The sequence below is a fragment of the Vibrio sp. JZG10 genome (genome assembly GCF_054064075.1).
Window position 1 is genome coordinate 69,940 of the sequence record NZ_JBSUGE010000005.1, and the last position, 16,396, is coordinate 86,335.

16 protein-coding genes are annotated in these 16,396 nt (G+C 44.2%); 11 read left to right on the forward strand and 5 right to left on the reverse strand.

The annotated features are described in order from the left end of the window. The first annotated feature begins 112 nt into the window (after positions 1-112). From ACWYVB_RS08675 to ACWYVB_RS08685, 3 genes are read left to right on the forward strand one after another with little or no spacing between them, the layout of a single operon-like run. Positions 113-1,468, forward strand: a complete 1,356-nt coding sequence (locus ACWYVB_RS08675) for a TackOD1 domain-containing metal-binding protein (RefSeq protein WP_457528732.1) — start codon at positions 113-115, stop codon at positions 1,466-1,468. Continuing rightward, positions 1,455-2,771: a glycosyltransferase family 2 protein gene (locus ACWYVB_RS08680; RefSeq protein ID WP_047008068.1), complete on the forward strand. Its 1,317-nt coding sequence runs from the start codon at positions 1,455-1,457 to the stop codon at positions 2,769-2,771. Before ACWYVB_RS08675 ends, ACWYVB_RS08680 begins: the two co-directional genes overlap by 14 nt. Position 2,772: 1 nt before the next feature. Then, a complete protein-coding gene (locus ACWYVB_RS08685) occupies positions 2,773-3,810 on the forward strand; it encodes an HlyD family secretion protein (RefSeq protein WP_457528734.1) in 1,038 nt (345 codons plus the stop codon). Positions 3,811-3,873: 63 nt separating this feature from the next. Here ACWYVB_RS08685 and ACWYVB_RS08690 read toward each other — a convergent pair whose 3' ends face one another. Beyond that, positions 3,874-4,584, reverse strand: a complete 711-nt coding sequence (locus ACWYVB_RS08690; protein WP_243328027.1) for a lipoate--protein ligase family protein — start codon at positions 4,582-4,584, stop codon at positions 3,874-3,876. A 195-nt stretch (positions 4,585-4,779) separates the two neighbouring features. On the opposite strand from ACWYVB_RS08690, the gene ACWYVB_RS08695 reads away from it, so the two are divergent. Beyond that, the gene (locus ACWYVB_RS08695; protein ID WP_005392758.1) at positions 4,780-5,109 is read left to right on the forward strand and encodes a DUF4156 domain-containing protein; all 330 of its coding nucleotides are present in this window, start codon (positions 4,780-4,782) and stop codon (positions 5,107-5,109) included. A gap of 103 nt (positions 5,110-5,212) precedes the next feature. Here the strand turns inward: ACWYVB_RS08695 and ACWYVB_RS08700 are convergent, their stop codons facing one another. Both ACWYVB_RS08700 and ACWYVB_RS08705 read right to left on the reverse strand, forming a co-directional pair. Further along, positions 5,213-6,241 (reverse strand): hypothetical protein, encoded by a 1,029-nt coding sequence (locus ACWYVB_RS08700; protein ID WP_258621239.1) that lies wholly within the window; start codon positions 6,239-6,241, stop codon positions 5,213-5,215. 412 nt (positions 6,242-6,653) lie between these two features. Further along, positions 6,654-7,802, reverse strand: coding sequence for an aminotransferase-like domain-containing protein (locus tag ACWYVB_RS08705; protein WP_182018749.1), 1,149 nt, complete (start codon positions 7,800-7,802; stop codon positions 6,654-6,656). Between the two features lie 125 nt (positions 7,803-7,927). Here ACWYVB_RS08705 and ACWYVB_RS08710 point away from each other — a divergent pair, with 125 nt between their 5' ends. Then, positions 7,928-8,797, forward strand: a complete 870-nt coding sequence (locus ACWYVB_RS08710) for an AraC family transcriptional regulator (RefSeq protein ID WP_317411039.1) — start codon at positions 7,928-7,930, stop codon at positions 8,795-8,797. Positions 8,798-8,911: 114 nt separating this feature from the next. Here the strand turns inward: ACWYVB_RS08710 and ACWYVB_RS08715 are convergent, their stop codons facing one another. Beyond that, on the reverse strand, positions 8,912-9,949 hold the full coding sequence (locus ACWYVB_RS08715; protein ID WP_317411037.1) for a DUF4382 domain-containing protein: 1,038 nt from the start codon (positions 9,947-9,949) through the stop codon (positions 8,912-8,914). A gap of 232 nt (positions 9,950-10,181) precedes the next feature. On the opposite strand from ACWYVB_RS08715, the gene ACWYVB_RS08720 reads away from it, so the two are divergent. Further along, the gene (locus tag ACWYVB_RS08720; RefSeq protein WP_005392770.1) at positions 10,182-10,421 is read left to right on the forward strand and encodes a YdcH family protein; all 240 of its coding nucleotides are present in this window, start codon (positions 10,182-10,184) and stop codon (positions 10,419-10,421) included. A gap of 73 nt (positions 10,422-10,494) precedes the next feature. Here the strand turns inward: ACWYVB_RS08720 and ACWYVB_RS08725 are convergent, their stop codons facing one another. Next, positions 10,495-11,166, reverse strand: a complete 672-nt coding sequence (locus ACWYVB_RS08725; RefSeq protein ID WP_457528738.1) for a cupin domain-containing protein — start codon at positions 11,164-11,166, stop codon at positions 10,495-10,497. Positions 11,167-11,373: 207 nt separating this feature from the next. On the opposite strand from ACWYVB_RS08725, the gene ACWYVB_RS08730 reads away from it, so the two are divergent. From ACWYVB_RS08730 to ACWYVB_RS08750, 5 genes are all read left to right on the forward strand, one after another. Then, a complete protein-coding gene (locus ACWYVB_RS08730; RefSeq protein WP_457528740.1) occupies positions 11,374-12,510 on the forward strand; it encodes a hypothetical protein in 1,137 nt (378 codons plus the stop codon). Then, complete coding sequence (locus ACWYVB_RS08735) at positions 12,500-13,426, forward strand: metal ABC transporter solute-binding protein, Zn/Mn family (protein ID WP_114323398.1); 927 nt, start codon at positions 12,500-12,502, stop codon at positions 13,424-13,426. Before ACWYVB_RS08730 ends, ACWYVB_RS08735 begins: the two co-directional genes overlap by 11 nt. Positions 13,427-13,429: 3 nt before the next feature. Then, positions 13,430-14,224, forward strand: a complete 795-nt coding sequence (locus ACWYVB_RS08740; protein ID WP_317411034.1) for a metal ABC transporter permease — start codon at positions 13,430-13,432, stop codon at positions 14,222-14,224. A 299-nt stretch (positions 14,225-14,523) separates the two neighbouring features. Beyond that, positions 14,524-15,243: a beta-ketoacyl-ACP reductase gene (locus ACWYVB_RS08745; RefSeq protein ID WP_005392780.1), complete on the forward strand. Its 720-nt coding sequence runs from the start codon at positions 14,524-14,526 to the stop codon at positions 15,241-15,243. A gap of 312 nt (positions 15,244-15,555) precedes the next feature. Further along, entirely contained in the window at positions 15,556-16,287 is a 732-nt protein-coding gene (locus ACWYVB_RS08750) for a hypothetical protein (protein WP_317411033.1), read from the forward strand. Positions 16,288-16,396: the final 109 nt, after the last annotated feature.

The window sequence follows — 16,396 nt, forward strand, 5'->3', positions numbered from 1 at the left end:
TCTATTGTTGTATTTAACGGTGGCAAGGCTTGTCTACCTAGAGTGCTTTGTTACTGCAAGTTCTATATTTCTGATGTTATGAATTAATTTTGTGGTTGTGAGAACTAATAAAATGTCGTCAATAAATAACAATTTCTACTGGGTTGGTGAACAGCCTGTCAGTGAGTTAGCTGAAGATATGGTTTTGGTTAATCATATTGATGAGGTGGCAACGGGACTCGGTGGCATGGTGTGTATTGCTTATCAAGATCCACACCAAATAGATACCGCGCTGAAAGCGTTTTATCAGGAGAAAGGGCGTTGGTCTTGGGCGGTTTATGTCACCGTGGAAACCCCTTATTCTCGATGCGTTACCGACGGTGTATTTGAAGTTAGAGAATCAATAAAAATTTGGCGATCCATTCAGAGCAAGCTCGATGCCATTGATGAACCGGAAGTGTTAGATCCTTTGATTGGTTGGCTTGGGGTCAATCGTCAGCGAAGAGTGACTGCTTTAAAAAGTTTAGAGTCTATGTCGGTTTATTCGTACCCAATCATCGATATGTTGTTTCCTGATATTTATTCGACTTATCGATACGTGCTCTCAGAGCAAGGTCGCGGAGTATTAGAAGCGGAAGTACTGATCGATAGAATTCGTGTTTGTTCTCATTGCAACAGCGGACACTTGAATTATGTAGAGGTGTGCCCGGATTGCAGCAGCATCGATATCGACTCTCAAAGCTCTTTGCACTGTTTCACTTGTGGCCATGTTGGTGAACAACACAGCTTTCAGCGCCGTGGAAAGCTTGAGTGCCCTAAATGTTTGACCCAGCTGCGCCATATCGGCGTTGATTATGATCGCCCGCTTGAAAACCACGTTTGTAATAGTTGCTCCAGTTTATTTGTTGAAGCGGCGACGATCAGTCAATGTTTAAGTTGTGACTCAAAGATCAAAGTCGAAGAGCTTGTTGTCCGGAAAATTTACCAATATCGACTTGGTGAAGTGGGTGAATACATTTTCCAACACGGCAAGTCCATTCAAGCTCCTGAGCTCTCGATCAAAGGCAAAGTGGAAGTCAGCTTTTTCCAAAATTTGCTTGCATGGTTAAATAAAGTCGCGCTGAGACACAAAGAACAGCACCTTCTACTTGGACTGCATTTACCGACGATCGATGAATACGGTAAGCAATATGGCGATGCAAAATTATTCTCATTGATGGATCAACTGACGCGTCGTCTTAGCGGCTTGTTTAGAGATACCGATATCTGTTGTCAGTACAAACAGGATGTGTTGTTTGTCCTAATGCCAAATACGACCAACGCGAGTCTGTCCATTTTACAGCAAAAATTATCGGATCTGGGTGAGCTTGTTGAAGACGAAGAGTTTGAGTTGGATGTCTTTGCTTGGGACCTGCCCGACCCGATCATTGAAGACGGTGTTTCTGTTTGGATGGAATCGCTGATGGGTGAGATTTATGCTGCAAGATAGTCTCGTTCTGCTCGACTATCTTCGAGGCATGCTACTTCACAATGAAGAGTTATGGCTATTGCTGTTTCCCGTCATGATCATTATCGAGCTACCTCTATATTTGCTGGTGCTAACAGGGATATTTCGTTGGTCATATGCGCAAGAAGACCCAGAATTAAAGCGGTTCCCTTCAGTGAGTTTCGTTATTACTTGTTATGGTGAAGGTGACGCGATTGGGATCACTATCGATACGTTAGTTGAGCAAGTTTACCCAGGTCATATCGAAGTACTTGCTGTGGTTGATGGGGCGGTACAAAACCAAGATACCTATCAAGCCGCGTTAAATGGTGAGAAAAGGCATGCAGGCGTTCGTAATCGTAAAGTGCGCGTGTTGCCAAAATGGCAACGAGGAGGTCGGGTATCTACACTGAATGCCGGCTTATCAATGGCTAGTGGTGAAATCGTCATTAACGTGGATGGAGATACATCATTCGATAACGACATGGTCTTCACCATGATGAAACAGTTTGCGGATAAAAATGTGATTGCGAGCGGTGGTGCGTTAAGAGTTCGCAACCATAACGCCAACTTGTTGACCAAAATGCAATCCTTGGAGTACATGCTGTCGATGCAAGCCGGTAAAACGGGGATGGCGACATGGGGAGTGCTCAATAACATTTCTGGCGCATTCGGAGCGTTTCGGAAGAACCTGCTTAAGCAAGTGGGGGGCTGGGATACGCATACCGCAGAAGATCTCGACTTAACCATGCGCTTGAAGCAATACAAACGTCGTTACCCTGATAATAAATTGGCCTTTTCGACGCACTCCATCGGCCATACTGATGTACCAGATACGTTGAAAGGCTTGGTATTGCAGCGGTTACGTTGGGATGGCGATTTATTGTTTTTGTTTTTGCGTAAACACAATGAAGGGTTGTCTCCACGGCTACTTGGTTGGGGGAACTTTTTATTCACTTTGGCTTATGGCGTGATTCAAAACGTTTTATTGCCGCTGCTTGTGGTGATATTTAGCGTGTACATGGTGATTGTCTATCCACTTAAATTTGTATTGGCGTTGATGCTAATGCTCTATTTTGTCTACCTCTTCTTATCTGCTCTGATTTTTGTTGTCTACATTGGGCTTGTATCAGAGAGAAAAAAAGAGGATTTGAAGTCAGCGAAATGGTTATTTCTTTACCCTGTCTACCAGTTTTTCATGCGTTTGATTACCGCTTTCTCAATGGTTAATGAGGTTGTGAGGAGAAGTCATGAAGAGTCGAGTATGGCACCTTGGTGGGTATTGAAGCGAGGTAAAAAGTTTTAGTATGAAAGTTAACTTTCACTTAGATAAGAAAAACAAACCGCAGTCTGAGAACGGGATGAAAGTCGTCTACGGACAGGCAAAGCGTGGCGGTTATCGTCTCCGTTGGTACTTGATTTTAGCGATTGTAATCAGTCCGCTTTTGTTTATGGCTTATTACTTGTTTAAAACGCAAGTGTTAGTGACGGCGCCTGCCATTATCACGTCACATCCACTTACGGTGACGGCAACTCGCTCTGCCATTGTTGGGCCAGTGCCTGTGAATGTCGGTACGGAAGTGACTCAGGATCAAGCGCTGCTGTTGTTAAAAGATAATGCGTTGAATAAAGAGATTGATTTCATTAAAGATGAGCTGGTGAAACTGTCTAAAAATCAGGTGCAAAGTACTGATGAGCTATACAAAAGTGCTATTGAGAGCTCAGCCGAAGGCTTGAAGAAGGTCCGTGATATTCAGAAAAAATACGACCTTTACAGAAAGAAAGGGCAAGTGTCTGAGGTGGATTACGCGGCTATTGTGAGTGTGAATAACTCACTGAGCAATCAGTTAAGCAGTCAGAAAATTGCTTATGTGGATGCGATGCGTAACTTGGAAGAGTTAGAGTTGGCTGGTCCAGTGACACAAGAGTATCGTTCTTTAATGCGTGAGCTGGTAGTAAAGCGTGCTCAACAAGAAGATCTCACCTTCCGTTCTCCTATGAACGGTCGTGTACTCGATATTCATGTGCATGAGGGGCAAAATGTATCGGAAAATACGCCATTGCTCACGATTGCTCGCAACGTGACACCTGAAATTACGGCTTTTCTAAATCCTAAATACCTCGAATACAGTAATATGGAAACCAAAGCAAAAGTCGTATTTCCTGATGGTCGAAAGTTTAGAGCGACGGTATCGAAGCCGGTTGAGGTTGTGAACAAATTGCCTTCAGAACTTCAAAGCCCATTTGAAGGGCAGCCTGCCTATTTAAAAGTCACACTGAGCTTTGATGAGCCGTTGGAAAAAAGTCGATGGATTGAAGGGGTCGAAGTGGAAGTTCGCTTTTAACGTCGGTTGATTGAGTAGGAAAGGAGCGAAAGCTCCTTTTCTTTTTTGGTTGTTAACGCGGCTTTAGTCGCCTTTAGCATGCATTAAAAACGCGCTAGTCAGTTGCTGAAAGAGTGAATCTATCGAGGGGCGGTCGGATATATGATTGAAGAGCGGTGTGTGAACATCGCCACGAATATCATCGCTGTGACCACAAAGCTGATTACACATTCGTACTGGTTCGACAATCTTCTCGACGTCGGTATCAATCAGAATGCATGCTTGTGACAATACCACTTGTCCGCCGCCTTTTTTAAGTAAAACACGCTGCGCGGTTCCCACGACTTTTTGCCCGCCAATGTTGAGGTTGTACTCGCCATCGCAGTAGGAATAAGGCGTAGCATGAACATCCACTTTCACGCCGAGCTGTTTAAAGAAAACCGTTAATATCGCACATAAATCGAGATACGCTTTCTTGATGTCGTAAGGCTCACCGTCTGGCCAGTGATAGATGTGGGATAGATTAATAATACCTGGTACTTGAGGGACGGGGGCACCACCAGTTTTACGGGAAAAGAGTTTCCAGCCAGACGCATTTAACGCATGTTCTAACTCGTTAGAAATAGGCCACTTTTTACCTGCGGGAAGCACGAGCGTCGGGCTTTTTACTTGCCAAAGTAATAGCACTTGCGAGAGTTGGTTGGACTGAACTTGTTTAATGAGCTCATCTTCTTTTTCAAATGCATCAGCGACTTCCGTAGCCGTATAGCGAATTAGCTTGTTTTTAGAAACCAAACTCTATTCCTCATCCGTATATTATCGCTACTGTTTTATCTTAGATGCCATGTGATTACTAGCGGTATACGCTGCCTTTAGAGTTTTCTTCGCTTCCATTATTTCTATTTAAAGGGGCGATAGAAATATTTTGTTGGTCATCACATAAGCAATTCATAAAATCCGCCATCTAAATAATTTTTAGGCGATATGACTATGAAAAAGCGAGTGATGTGTCTTGCGTTAGCGGCATCATTGACGGGATGTGTGACGTTCCCGACCCAAGAATCTGAGCAAGTCCAAGTGCTTTGGGACAACGTGAATGCGATTGAAAACTGTGAGCTAATGGGAACGGTAATTGGCTCGGAAGGGCACTTTTATGATTATTGGCTGCACGCAGATAAAGACATGGTTTGGGGTACGTTAAACCAAATGCGCATCAAAGCGGCAGATTTGGGCGCAGATACATTGTATTTATATGAGCCGTTGGACTTCTCCACATCGGTTACCATGTTTGCCAATGCTTATAAGTGCAAACAGCCATAATTTTACTTTTCCGAAAGCAAAGACAGGCGAAATGTGCCTGTCTTTGCTCTTGCTGCCAAACAACAAGTTTACGTCTGTGCGCGTTGTGATGAGCACTTTTCAGCTAATTTACATTCGCTGTAGCCACAGCCGTCGTGTCAGAAAACGACAGCGTGAAGTCTTGTTCGGTATTTAATACTTTGGCTGGGAACTCCAAGCTTAACTGTGCGTGTGGTGCGACTTCTGAAGCGATACTAGTGACGAATTTTCGGGTTTCACCCGGAGAGATTGACAAGTTGTCTCCCCCTCGTGATGATAGCTCTGCGATCCCCATGGTTTCAAGCGTGTTACCCGCAGTATCTGCTAAGTTCAACAAAGACTCCGATTTATACACTAGCTCTCCGCTTTCGGTGCGATAGGCATTAAACGTGTTGAAGTTTGGCTGTAATGAACCTTGTGAACCGACGTTAGTGACGGAAAACGTCACATTAGAGCCATCAAAATTCTCGACTTTCACCAACACGTTACCGTCTTGGTAACGTGCTGCTGCGGCAGCACTGGCTTGCTGTTTCTGTCTCTGTTGTTCTTTCTCGATGTTGCTTAACTGTTCCTGCTCGCTAGCAATTCTATTTTCTGCCATGGCGTAAGATTGATCCACCATTGCTAACAAAGCGGGGATTGAATACAACGTGAGACCTTCCAAATGGTCAAAGTCGATTTTGGCATGCTGAGTAAGTTCGTGGTTCGAGAACTGGCAGTAACCATCAATCAAGCTAACAAATGCGACTTCAAAAGTACCTTGTAATCGGCTTACTTCCTGTGCGGCTTTTTCTAAATCTGAGCGTACTTTTCGGATCTCTTCCAATGTCTTTTGTGGCAAACGTCCATTGGGCGATACGTCATTGGAAACCGAGACCAATTCTTCGGTTACAAATGGATTGTTTTCGGCCGGAATCACCGTGGTGATGCGGTTGGATTTAGTGATGTCTTCGCCCAGTAAAACCATCATTTTTTGCGATACGGCAGTTGTGTTGCCCGCTAAAACATCACTACAGTTTGGAGACGTATTCGCATACGCGGCGAATGCGGTAAAAAGTGAAAAGATAACGGACCAGCCAGTGGCGACGAGTCCTGTCGTGGTTCGAGTGTTCATCCTGATAACCCCTCTGTCATTTGGTGCGATTCACTGACGTAATTGCCAATCAAAAGACTGGCTCGCGACATTCAGAATGGTTCTGGTCAATCCTTCGTAGTGGGTATGCCCGCAGATGCTTTCTAGTCGTTTACTCAATCGCTAAGCCACGACTGAGTAAAGTGTCTGAAATTGAGAACATTAATGCTGCGAAGTTGATGTCTTTTGTTTGAAAGATAGACGTAACTTTTCTAACCATCAAATACGTGATTAGGTTCTCATTTTTATATGAGTGAGAGGATCAAGAGAAAACAGGCACTTACTGTAGAGAGTTGATTTGAGAGAAAAATATAAAATTTTTTGGGGAACTTTTTTGATGCTGCCTTTGAGACTTTTTCGAATCTCAAAGGCAAATTCTAACGCATGCGCTTAATTACAAAGCGTTGAGTACATCCGCAAGTCGAGTGACAGCAGTCGTCAGTTCTTCTGGTGTGGCATTGGTAAAGTTAAGACGCAGAGCGGCTTTTACCTTTGAACCTTCCGGATAAAATACCGGGCTAGGCACCACAGCAACCCAGTTTGCGAGAAGAGTCTTCGCAAGTTCGAAGGTGTCGCATTCTGGAATTTCGACCCATACAAACATGCCACCATCGACAGGTTTGAGTACGCAACTTTCTGGCAGCTGTTTTTGCAGCTCAGTAAACATGACATCGTAACGCGATTTGTAAAGCGCACAGATGGTTGAAATGTGCGTTTCGAAGTTGTCATGTTGCAGTAGACCATGCAGCAAAGCTTGCATAGGAATACTAGAGTGCAGATCGGCACCTTGTTTGATTTTGATGAGTGGCTCAAGGTAACTGCGTTTGCCCGTTACCACACCAATACGCAAGCCTGGTGAGGCGATTTTGGAGAATGAACGCAATACGATGGAGTGCTGCGGGCAGAAATCCGAAACCAGTGGCAGCGCTTCACCAGAAAAACGCAGCTCGCGGTATGGTGCGTCTTCAATGAATGCAACGTCGTATTGGATACAAAGCTCGGCAACTTTTTGGCGAGTCTCTAGCGCCCAGCATACGCCCGTTGGGTTGTGAAAATCGGGTACGGCGTAGAACATTTTTGGTTGCTGCGTGGCAAAGCATTGCTCGAGTTCTTCAAGGTTTGGGCCACATTCTGTTTGCGAAACGGTCACGATATTGGCTTGCACTAAACCAAATACCTGCATGGCTCCAAGGTAGCTTGGCGCTTCCATCACCACTTTATCGCCCGGATTCACGTACGCACGCGCAATCAAATCTAGCCCTTGCTGAGAACCCGTTGTGATCATCGCCAAATGAGATTCTGGTAACTGATAATAATCGGTCAAAAAGTTAAGTAGCGGTGCGTAGCCTGCTGTTGCGCCATATTGAAATACCTCTGGCATGTTCGCGAGGTTTTCGAGCGTCGGTTTCATTAAGTCGATCGGGAAGGTTTTTTCGTCCGGTAAGCCACCCGCAAGAGAAATGACGTTCTTATCGCTCGCTGCTGCGAGGATCTCTCGAATATAGGATGACTTAGTTTGTTGTAATGACTGTGCGATTTCCATGTGCTGTGCTTCTCGTAATTATCTTTTTTTATGTCAGAAATAGTATAGGTAAATTGCCAAGCTTAGTGTGTCCATTTATGCTGTTAAACGTGTCCATTTATGCTATTTAAGCAAAAGTTTACTCCGTGAGCCATCAACAAGTTTCCAGAATCAATGACGTGCTGTTTTACATTCATCAGGACATTAGCAGAGATTTATCAGCTAAAGAGCTAGCAGATGTAGCAGCCTATTCTGAGCAACACTTCCATCGTATTTTTAAAGATGTGGTAGGGGAGTCTGTCCATCAATATATCCGCCGCACAAGAATGGAATACGCCGCCAATCAACTGATGTTTGATACCAGCTCGTCGGTGTTAGACATTGCTAACAAGTGCGGTTTTAGCTCGGTATCTTCTTTTAGCCGAGCGTTTAAAGCGACGTTCGCTATGTCACCTGGTGCGTGGCGAAAGCATGATTTACAAGTCGCAGAAAAACCGTATTTGAAGGATCCGGAAGTGGCTGCGGGTTATCATCGTGTTGCTAAACGCGAGTTGCCAGAACCTAAAATTATGGAGGTTCCACAACGCTTTGCGGCGTATGTTCGACATGAGGGCTATAACCGTTCCATTCGCAATGCGTGGCTGATTTTGGAAGCGTGGGCAAGTTCTGAGAATCGGGACTTTTCGGTTCAATACGGCTTGCATCACTCCAACCCTGCTTGGGTAGAACTCGACAAGTGTCGCTATGTGGCTTGTATGGAGATTGATACGCCGCTCAAAGTGCGTGGCGTCGTGAATCAAATGACCATCCCAGGCGGTTTACATGCCGTCTTTCGCTTAACGGGCGTATATGGTGAGCTTCTTCCTCAACTGAGTATGGTATTAGAGAAGTGGTTGCCTAACTCTGGCTTTAAACAGCGTTCTACGCCCGCTTATGTCCATTATCATAAAAATCACTTTCTCAGCCATGGTGAGGCGTTTGAGCTGGATTTCTATCTACCCATTAGCTTCTTCTAAGGATGAAAACGAACGTATTATCGTGTGAGTCGATTTGTGGTGAGCAAAGAGCTGACCAAGAACGCCATGAAGAAAAGGCAGAGCTTGTGCTGACTCTGCCATTTCTAGGGGATCTTAAAAGTTTGCGTCTGTATTAGTACCAACGGATACGTTAAGTCCGCTAGTTGATTGATAAATGCTGAAAGTTTCGCCAGCGACAATACCTTCTTCAGAATCGTCATTTGCCGTACAGGTATAACCGACCGAGTAAGTACCAGGTTCTACAAAACCGAATTCGTACTCGTAATTTGCATCATCAACATCTTGAACCACGTTCGCTGCTGCGATTGGCATTGCTTGGCCTTCTGCGCCGGCAAATGGCCCCATGTTTTCTTCAGCGATATTTCCTTGATATAAGTAGACCGCGTGCGCATATCCGTTTGCACTTGAGGTATCCGTTTCGCAGCTTTGATAGGTCAATGTTGCGACATCACCCTGAATCTCCCCCGTTGTAACCGTGTTAATTAAAGTGACGGAGGTGCGTTGAATGCTGTAGCCTTCATTTTGGCCTGTTCCGTCTTTTAAGCCACGGCGCAGATCAAATTCAACTACGAACTCATTATTGTCAGGGTTGACTGCAAAGGTGTTGTTAAAGAACAGTACCCCAGAATCAGGATCCTTTCCGACACCTTGTGGGCAAGCACCATCACCTTTGACGGTCAGTGGGATTTGATTTCCTGTCGCTTCGTCCATCACATACGATGGGTAGTTTGGATGATCGCCATCATTAGCAAACACGCAGAGTTTATAATTACCAGTTGGTATCAGTTCATCATCCACCAATTCCTGCGCGTCACTGCCTTGGAAATTGAGTAAGTTAACACTTAGTGGGAGTGGATCTTCACCTTCGGGAAGGGGGTTACCATCTTCGTCGACCAAATTGCCTTCTTCGTCTGTTTTATACACATCGAATACTTGTGGTGTGCCACCATCCAGAGGAAGAAATGCAACTTTGTTATATGTGATCACCACTTCTGATACGTCATCAATAGGGGCATCTGATACGGACAAAGTAACAGGAGTCATTGTACTGACAGAGTCACTGTCTGAATTACAGCCAATAAGTGCAACGGCTATTGATGCACTGATTAGGCCAATTTTCATGCTGTTCATTAGATGTACCTTTTTATGAGAAGTGTATTAAATGTAGCTTATTATTGACAAAATACAGAATAACAACGAGCGGAGTTACCGGGTCGAAAACAGTGACGAACCATCATTAAGACGTTCAGTAAAAGTGTGCTCAAATCGACGATATTGTGCTCAATGAAGTGCTATGGTTAAGAATGTGTCGCTCAAAAAATGAGCGGAGATATACATCAATAACTCTAGCCAAGAGGTCTCTATGTTAGGTGAAAATCACTCATTAACTCATGAATTCCCAGAACATTTGGATACCATTACTCAGCTTGCCGAAAACGATGCATCATTTGCTGAAACCGTTAAAAACTACAATGCTTTAGATAAGGAAATCCGCGTACTAGAACTGCAAGGAAGCCCGATTGATGATCACGAAATGAACGTGTTAAAACATAATCGAGCTGAGCTCAAAGATTGGCTCCACTCGAGAATTATGGGCTCTTAGCGACGCAATGATCATCGGCTCGTAATCTACGAGCCGATTTTAGTTTCAAGGGACGATGCCAAGTATTCCAACATTAGGATTGCTGAGCAGGAGCTTGGAGTGGCAGGTGGCCTGTTTTTACCCAAATGACCGTTTCTTGCTCTACAAAAGGAAAGTGCTCACTCATATGTGGACTGCGTATCCAAGAGTAGGGAGGATAGATTCCTAGCTCGTCTTTAAATTCCCCCGATAACACAAAAATTTCTTCACCACCAAAGTGACGGTGTGCTTGAAACTTCTCGCCTTTCGGCCATTTAACCAATGCGACATGTTCATGCTCAAAATCATGCAATGGCATGACTGTCAGCCCACCGATGCCAGGTAACCAATTCGCTTCGTTCGTGTTGATGCGAACTGTTTCAAGATCATCAGAATTGAATTGATTTAGTTTAACTAAAATCACACAGCCTTCTTTGCTATAGGGCGCATGTTGACTTCCAGGAGGGTTACGCAAGTAGGTTCCAGCAGGGTAGTCACCATGTTCGTCAGAGAACACTCCTTCGAGCACTAATATTTCTTCTCCGTGAGGATGAGGATGAGTCGAAAAGTGCGAGTTTGGCTCATACTTCACTACGCTGGTGGTGTGCCCTGATTCTTTGGCTTCTCTTTCCAAAGGTTTACGCCACACGCCTTTGGAAGGGCTGGCGATCCACTCCTGTTCACCTGTTTCTATCACGATTCTTTTCGAGAAATCCATATTCAGCATACTGAAATTCCGTTACTTATCTAATGATTGACTCTCAATAGTATACGTATAAAAAACATCAATTGATTCACTTGTTGATAGTCAAAATCAGGGATTGAATACGAGCTAGCAGTCGGAACCGAGTTAAATTTCTGCTTGTGTAATGATAATTGTTATATTATAACATCGCAAAATTAAATGTTATAACATAACAAAAGGAAAGAAGTAGTGAATAAGAAATTGGTTTCTCTCGCGATCGGTAGCATTTTTGCGTCCCCTGTTTTTGCCGATACATTATCGAACCCACAGATTGGTGTTGTTGTTGATGGCTACTACCAAGATGGTCAACGTCATAATTCTGAGCGCGAAGAAGGCTTTGGCCTAGGCCATACGGAACTGAACTTATCATCAAATATTGACGATAAGTTTCACGGTGCGTTGACCGCTGTTCTTGAAAGTCATGGCGATGAGACAGAATTAGAGCTTGAAGAAGCATTCATCGAAACTTTGGCATTGCCATACGGTGTAAACGTGCGCGCAGGCCGATTCCTATCTGACTTCGGTTACCTCAACAATCAACACATGCATACTGACAGTTTCGTTGAACGCCCAATTGCTTACCGTACTTTCCTTGGTTCGCATTACTATGATGACGGTGTACGCGCAAACATCGTTCTTCCAACCGATCTTTACGTGAAGTTTGGTGTAGAAGCATTAAGCGGCAACAAGATGTCTTCTGTTGAAGATGGCTCTAAAGTTGGTGTTTACACGACAACGATGAAGCTTGGTAATGATTTCTCTGAATCTTCAAGTTGGCAGTTTGGTTTAAGTTACCTGCGTAACGAAAATGGCAAAGTTAAAGAATTCGAAGATCACGACCATGGTCACGAAGAAGAACATGACCACAGCCACGCTGCGGCTGTAACGGGTGCGAACCTATACGGCGCAGATTTTGTGTGGAAGTGGGCACCAGATGGTAACTACAAGTACAGCAACTTCACGCTATCTGCGGAATACATGTTGTTAGACGGTGTAGTAGACAGCAAATACAAGAACAATGCAGAGTCACCAGACAACCTAAGCGCATACTATGTTTCGGGCGTTTACCGATTCAACCCAAGCTGGTCTACAGGCCTACGTTACGGCGAAGCAGAAAGCTATGATGGCCACGCACACGGCGATCACATGCATTTCACAGCACTGAATGATAAAGAGATGGATGCGATGATCGCATGGGATTCTTCTCATTTCGGTACGATCCGTGCGCAATTCACTCGCATTGATAACCAAGACTGCGAAACAGACAACGTGTTTACTCTGCAATACGTAATGACATTTGGAGCGCACGGTGCACATGCGTTCTAAACTTGCGATAAGTAAATGCAGTTTAGTGATGATGGCGGCGGGATCTGCCATCATCTCTTCGCCTGCTTTGGCTCTCAACATTTTCGTTTGTGAGCCTGAATGGAAAGCTTTTCTTGAAAGTCATGCCCCAAACGCCACCATTTACTCAGCAACCACGGCTAAGCAAGATCCGCATTATGTTCAAGCTCGTCCGTCTTTGATTGCCAAGATGCGCCAAGCTGACATGGCGATGTGCTCTGGCGCTGAGTTGGAGGTAGGTTGGTTGCCGATGCTTCAAAATCGAAGTGGCAATAGTGCCGTTCAAAATGGTGCTCAAAGCATGATTTATGCGACCGATTTCGTGCGTATGTTGGACTCTCATGATCATGTTGACCGCAGCATGGGGGATATCCATGCGCACGGAAACCCACATGTTCAATTTGCGGCAAATGACATGATTCCATTATCTCGCAAAGTAACGGAGCGCTTAAAAGCGATTGATCCCGACAACGCACAAAGTTACCAAGTTAATGGTATGAAGTTTCGCGCGCAGTGGCAAAAAAAACTCAATGAATGGAATGAGAAAGGCGCGGCTTTAAAGGGTAAGCAAGTTGTCGGTTATCACGCGACGTATCGTTATTTGTACGATTGGCTCGGAATGAAGCAGATTGCCGATCTCGAACCTAAACCGGGCATTTCACCGACCACATCTCACCTGCAATCACTTACCAAGTTAGATGCCGACAGTTTTGATGCGATTGTTTACTCCTCTCATCAGGATCAGCGTCCAGCGAACTGGTTGCAGGAGCATACTGACAAACCTGTGATTCAACTGCCATTGACCGTTTCTGAGGGTGAAAGCTTGGATGAGATGTACGATCAGGTCATTGATGATTTACTGGATGTGTTAGTGCCACCCGTTCCAGTGAAGATCTAAGTCATGGCAGATTATGCATGGCTTTTACCTGCGGTTTTGTGTGGCTTAATTGCGTTAGTTGGCAACATCGTTCTGGGGCAACAAGTTCTTAATCGTCAGATCATCTTTATAGATTTGGCGGTGGCGCAAGTCGCGGCATTGGGGGCAGCACTAAGCCACTACTGGTTGAGCCAATACGCGCTGTTCTCAGGCTCATTCTTTGGTGAAATGATTGGCCCTTGGGTTATGTCTTTGAAGCTTTGCGGTTTGATTGCCTTAATGGAGAAACGATACCAGCAACATTTAGAGCCCATGATTGGCAGCTTGTTTGTGGTGTCTGCATCGCTGGCGATCCTGCTGGTGAGCAAAGACCCACACGGCGGAGACTTTATTCAAGGCATTCTTAATGGGCAACTGTTATGGGCGACTTGGGCAGACGTTTGGCCTTTGGCACTCATTACCGCTGCGATGTTGCTATTGGTTTGGTTAAAACCTGCGTTTATGCGCGGTAGTGGTTTTTATCTGATCTTTGCTATCCTGATGCCCATTACGGTCAAGTTAACCGGCATTTATTTAGAATTTGCTTTGTTGGTGATTCCAGCTTTATGTGCGGCAGCATTGAAGGGAACTCGATTCTTTGTCGCCAGTATCAGCATCGGTATTGTTGGGATTTTATCGGGTATTGCCGCATCGGCTCGCTACGACTTACCAAGTGGTGCGAGTATTGTGATCACCCTGTTTATTACTGGAATGTTGTTTAATCTTTTGCTTCAACCTTTTCTGGTGAAAATAACAAAACCAGCTTTTGTAAGAGATTAAGAGACAAGTAATATTGGTCTGATGAAGTAGTATTTGAGTCATCAGATCAATACTTTTCTATCCAAGTCCTCCAATCGTGTAACTTTGCTCCTTCCAACACACTTTCTTAAGTTGATCTTGCCATAGTCATCAGTTGCCTTGATTAGTTCACATCCGACTCCCAGACTGTTTCTATAGTTTTTATAAGATATAAAAGACCCTGCGTATGAGAAGCGCAGCTGTAGCGCGACTAGGCATAAAAACAAAAAACGCTAGGGATACAAGCGAATTTGTACTCTCAACATTTAAGGAAGACCAAGATGAAAGACGAAAAAGTCGCCGTCGTTACAGGGGCTGCTCGCGGTATAGGGCAGGCCATTTGCGAACAATTACTCGAAGATGGATTTCACGTCGTGGGGCTAGATATCTCGCCTGTGGAGTGGAGTCAGTCGCCAAACCTTTCAAGCTATCAAGTGAATCTCTGTGAGGCCGCAGCGGTAAGTGAAGTGGTCGACCGCATCGTCGCGAAACATCAACGCATTGATGTTCTGGTCAACAACGCCGGGATAACGAGAGATGCACTGCTGCCAGACATGTTAGAGCAAGACTGGGACAGCGTTATCGACGTGAACCTAAAGGCGGTGTTTTTACTCACCCAGCGCGTTGCACCTGTCATGCTAGAGCAAGGCGCAGGCAGTATTGTCAGTATTTCGTCTATCGTGGGAACGGATGGCAATATTGGTCAAAGTAATTATGGCGCGAGTAAAGGTGGCGTGATAGCGATGAGCAAAGGCTGGGCGAAAGAGTTCGCAAGAAAAGGCGCTCAAATCCGAGTCAACTGTGTTGCTCCAGGTTTTATCGCTACCGACATGACAAAGAGCTTGCCTGAAAAAGTCATTCAAATGATGGAAAGTAAAACGCCTCTGGGACGCATGGGCTCGGCGCAAGACATTGCCAATGGCGTTGCGTTTCTAGCGTCTGATAAAAGTGCGTTTATAACCGGACAAGTGCTCAAGATTGATGGTGGGTTGGTGTTATAGCTCGCTAATCAAAATCTCAAATAACAAACGCCCTTTACTTATGTGAAGGGCGTTTTTGTTGGGTAACGCTATTCGGACTTTTGACACGTTCACTTTATTCGTTTCGCACTGCCGGATTTGTATGATTAAGTATAGAGTTAGAACACGTAATTCATTCTGGCATCGTTCTCTGTTATTAACCTAGCAATGTAGCTAATCAAAAATATTAACTTCGAAATAGAATAACTATTGAGGTATTAAAGTATGATTTTATTGCCCATGATATTGTTTTAAATGATAATGCCACTAAATAATTAACTTTGAATACTCACTATGTACTTAAAAACTGTACTGTTTAGCGCGTCAACTCTTCTTATTTTGGGCTGTAACTCCGAATCAACTAACCCATCTACTGAAGAAAGCGGATGGATAGTTGTAAGCTCTCACTCCGAGCCAAGAAAACATCAGGTAATTTACGAAAAACATAGCAGGAAAGGTCTAAGTCTTGCCACTAACGTTCCAGATCTTGACCTGCCTTTAACTTACCAATTGGCGAACCAAATTATTGAGGTCAAAGAAGAGCTTACATTTGGTGAAAATATTGATGGGAACCGCCTAACTTGGAAAGCTATTGGCAATTCTAAACTTAGAGAAAACCAAGTCCACTACGGAGTTAATAAAGATTACTCAGCTTCTAATGAAGGTATTGCTATCGGCTATGTTAACTTTGAGTCGAGGTTTGAGGCTGAAGGAAAGCTTGGAATCGAAAAGTTATTCATTGCGATGTATGACGATGTCAAGAGTGTCAAATTTTACTCTGGATGGGATAGTTCTAAAATATCTTGTTACCAAAATACGTTTGATGAAGACTTAGCTTGTTACGGTGAAATTTTAATTAACGACGATATAGTTCATGTTTTTGATAAATATCTGCCGTATGAATATGTAAACATGGTTTACGACACCGTTATGTCCAAAGGTCGAGAAGAGATAATTGAGGCAGATTTTCAACATCAAATTAAATACTTACTAGTCGCCAGAGAGAATAACGTTGAGATGCATTAGACTACATTAGCTTGATTACTTTTTGGTAATGAGTGGCTTTTCGAAACCGATGTGACCATGAGCAAGATTATTGGATTTTACAAAACTCATTTATGTTCAAAAAATGAGT

Bases quoted from the DNA above. Each gene is read 5' to 3' on its own strand.
- ACWYVB_RS08675 (WP_457528732.1), top strand. From the start codon at position 113: ATGTCGTCAATAAATAACAATTTCTACTGGGTTGGTGAACAGCCTGTC.
- ACWYVB_RS08680 (WP_047008068.1), top strand. From the start codon at position 1,455: ATGCTGCAAGATAGTCTCGTTCTGCTCGACTATCTTCGAGGCATGCTA.
- ACWYVB_RS08685 (WP_457528734.1), top strand. From the start codon at position 2,773: ATGAAAGTTAACTTTCACTTAGATAAGAAAAACAAACCGCAGTCTGAG.
- ACWYVB_RS08695 (WP_005392758.1), top strand. From the start codon at position 4,780: ATGAAAAAGCGAGTGATGTGTCTTGCGTTAGCGGCATCATTGACGGGA.
- ACWYVB_RS08700 (WP_258621239.1), bottom strand. From the start codon at position 6,241: ATGAACACTCGAACCACGACAGGACTCGTCGCCACTGGCTGGTCCGTT.
- ACWYVB_RS08705 (WP_182018749.1), bottom strand. From the start codon at position 7,802: ATGGAAATCGCACAGTCATTACAACAAACTAAGTCATCCTATATTCGA.
- ACWYVB_RS08715 (WP_317411037.1), bottom strand. From the start codon at position 9,949: ATGAACAGCATGAAAATTGGCCTAATCAGTGCATCAATAGCCGTTGCA.
- ACWYVB_RS08720 (WP_005392770.1), top strand. From the start codon at position 10,182: ATGTTAGGTGAAAATCACTCATTAACTCATGAATTCCCAGAACATTTG.
- ACWYVB_RS08725 (WP_457528738.1), bottom strand. From the start codon at position 11,166: ATGCTGAATATGGATTTCTCGAAAAGAATCGTGATAGAAACAGGTGAA.
- ACWYVB_RS08735 (WP_114323398.1), top strand. From the start codon at position 12,500: ATGCGTTCTAAACTTGCGATAAGTAAATGCAGTTTAGTGATGATGGCG.
- ACWYVB_RS08740 (WP_317411034.1), top strand. From the start codon at position 13,430: ATGGCAGATTATGCATGGCTTTTACCTGCGGTTTTGTGTGGCTTAATT.
- ACWYVB_RS08745 (WP_005392780.1), top strand. From the start codon at position 14,524: ATGAAAGACGAAAAAGTCGCCGTCGTTACAGGGGCTGCTCGCGGTATA.
- ACWYVB_RS08750 (WP_317411033.1), top strand. From the start codon at position 15,556: ATGTACTTAAAAACTGTACTGTTTAGCGCGTCAACTCTTCTTATTTTG.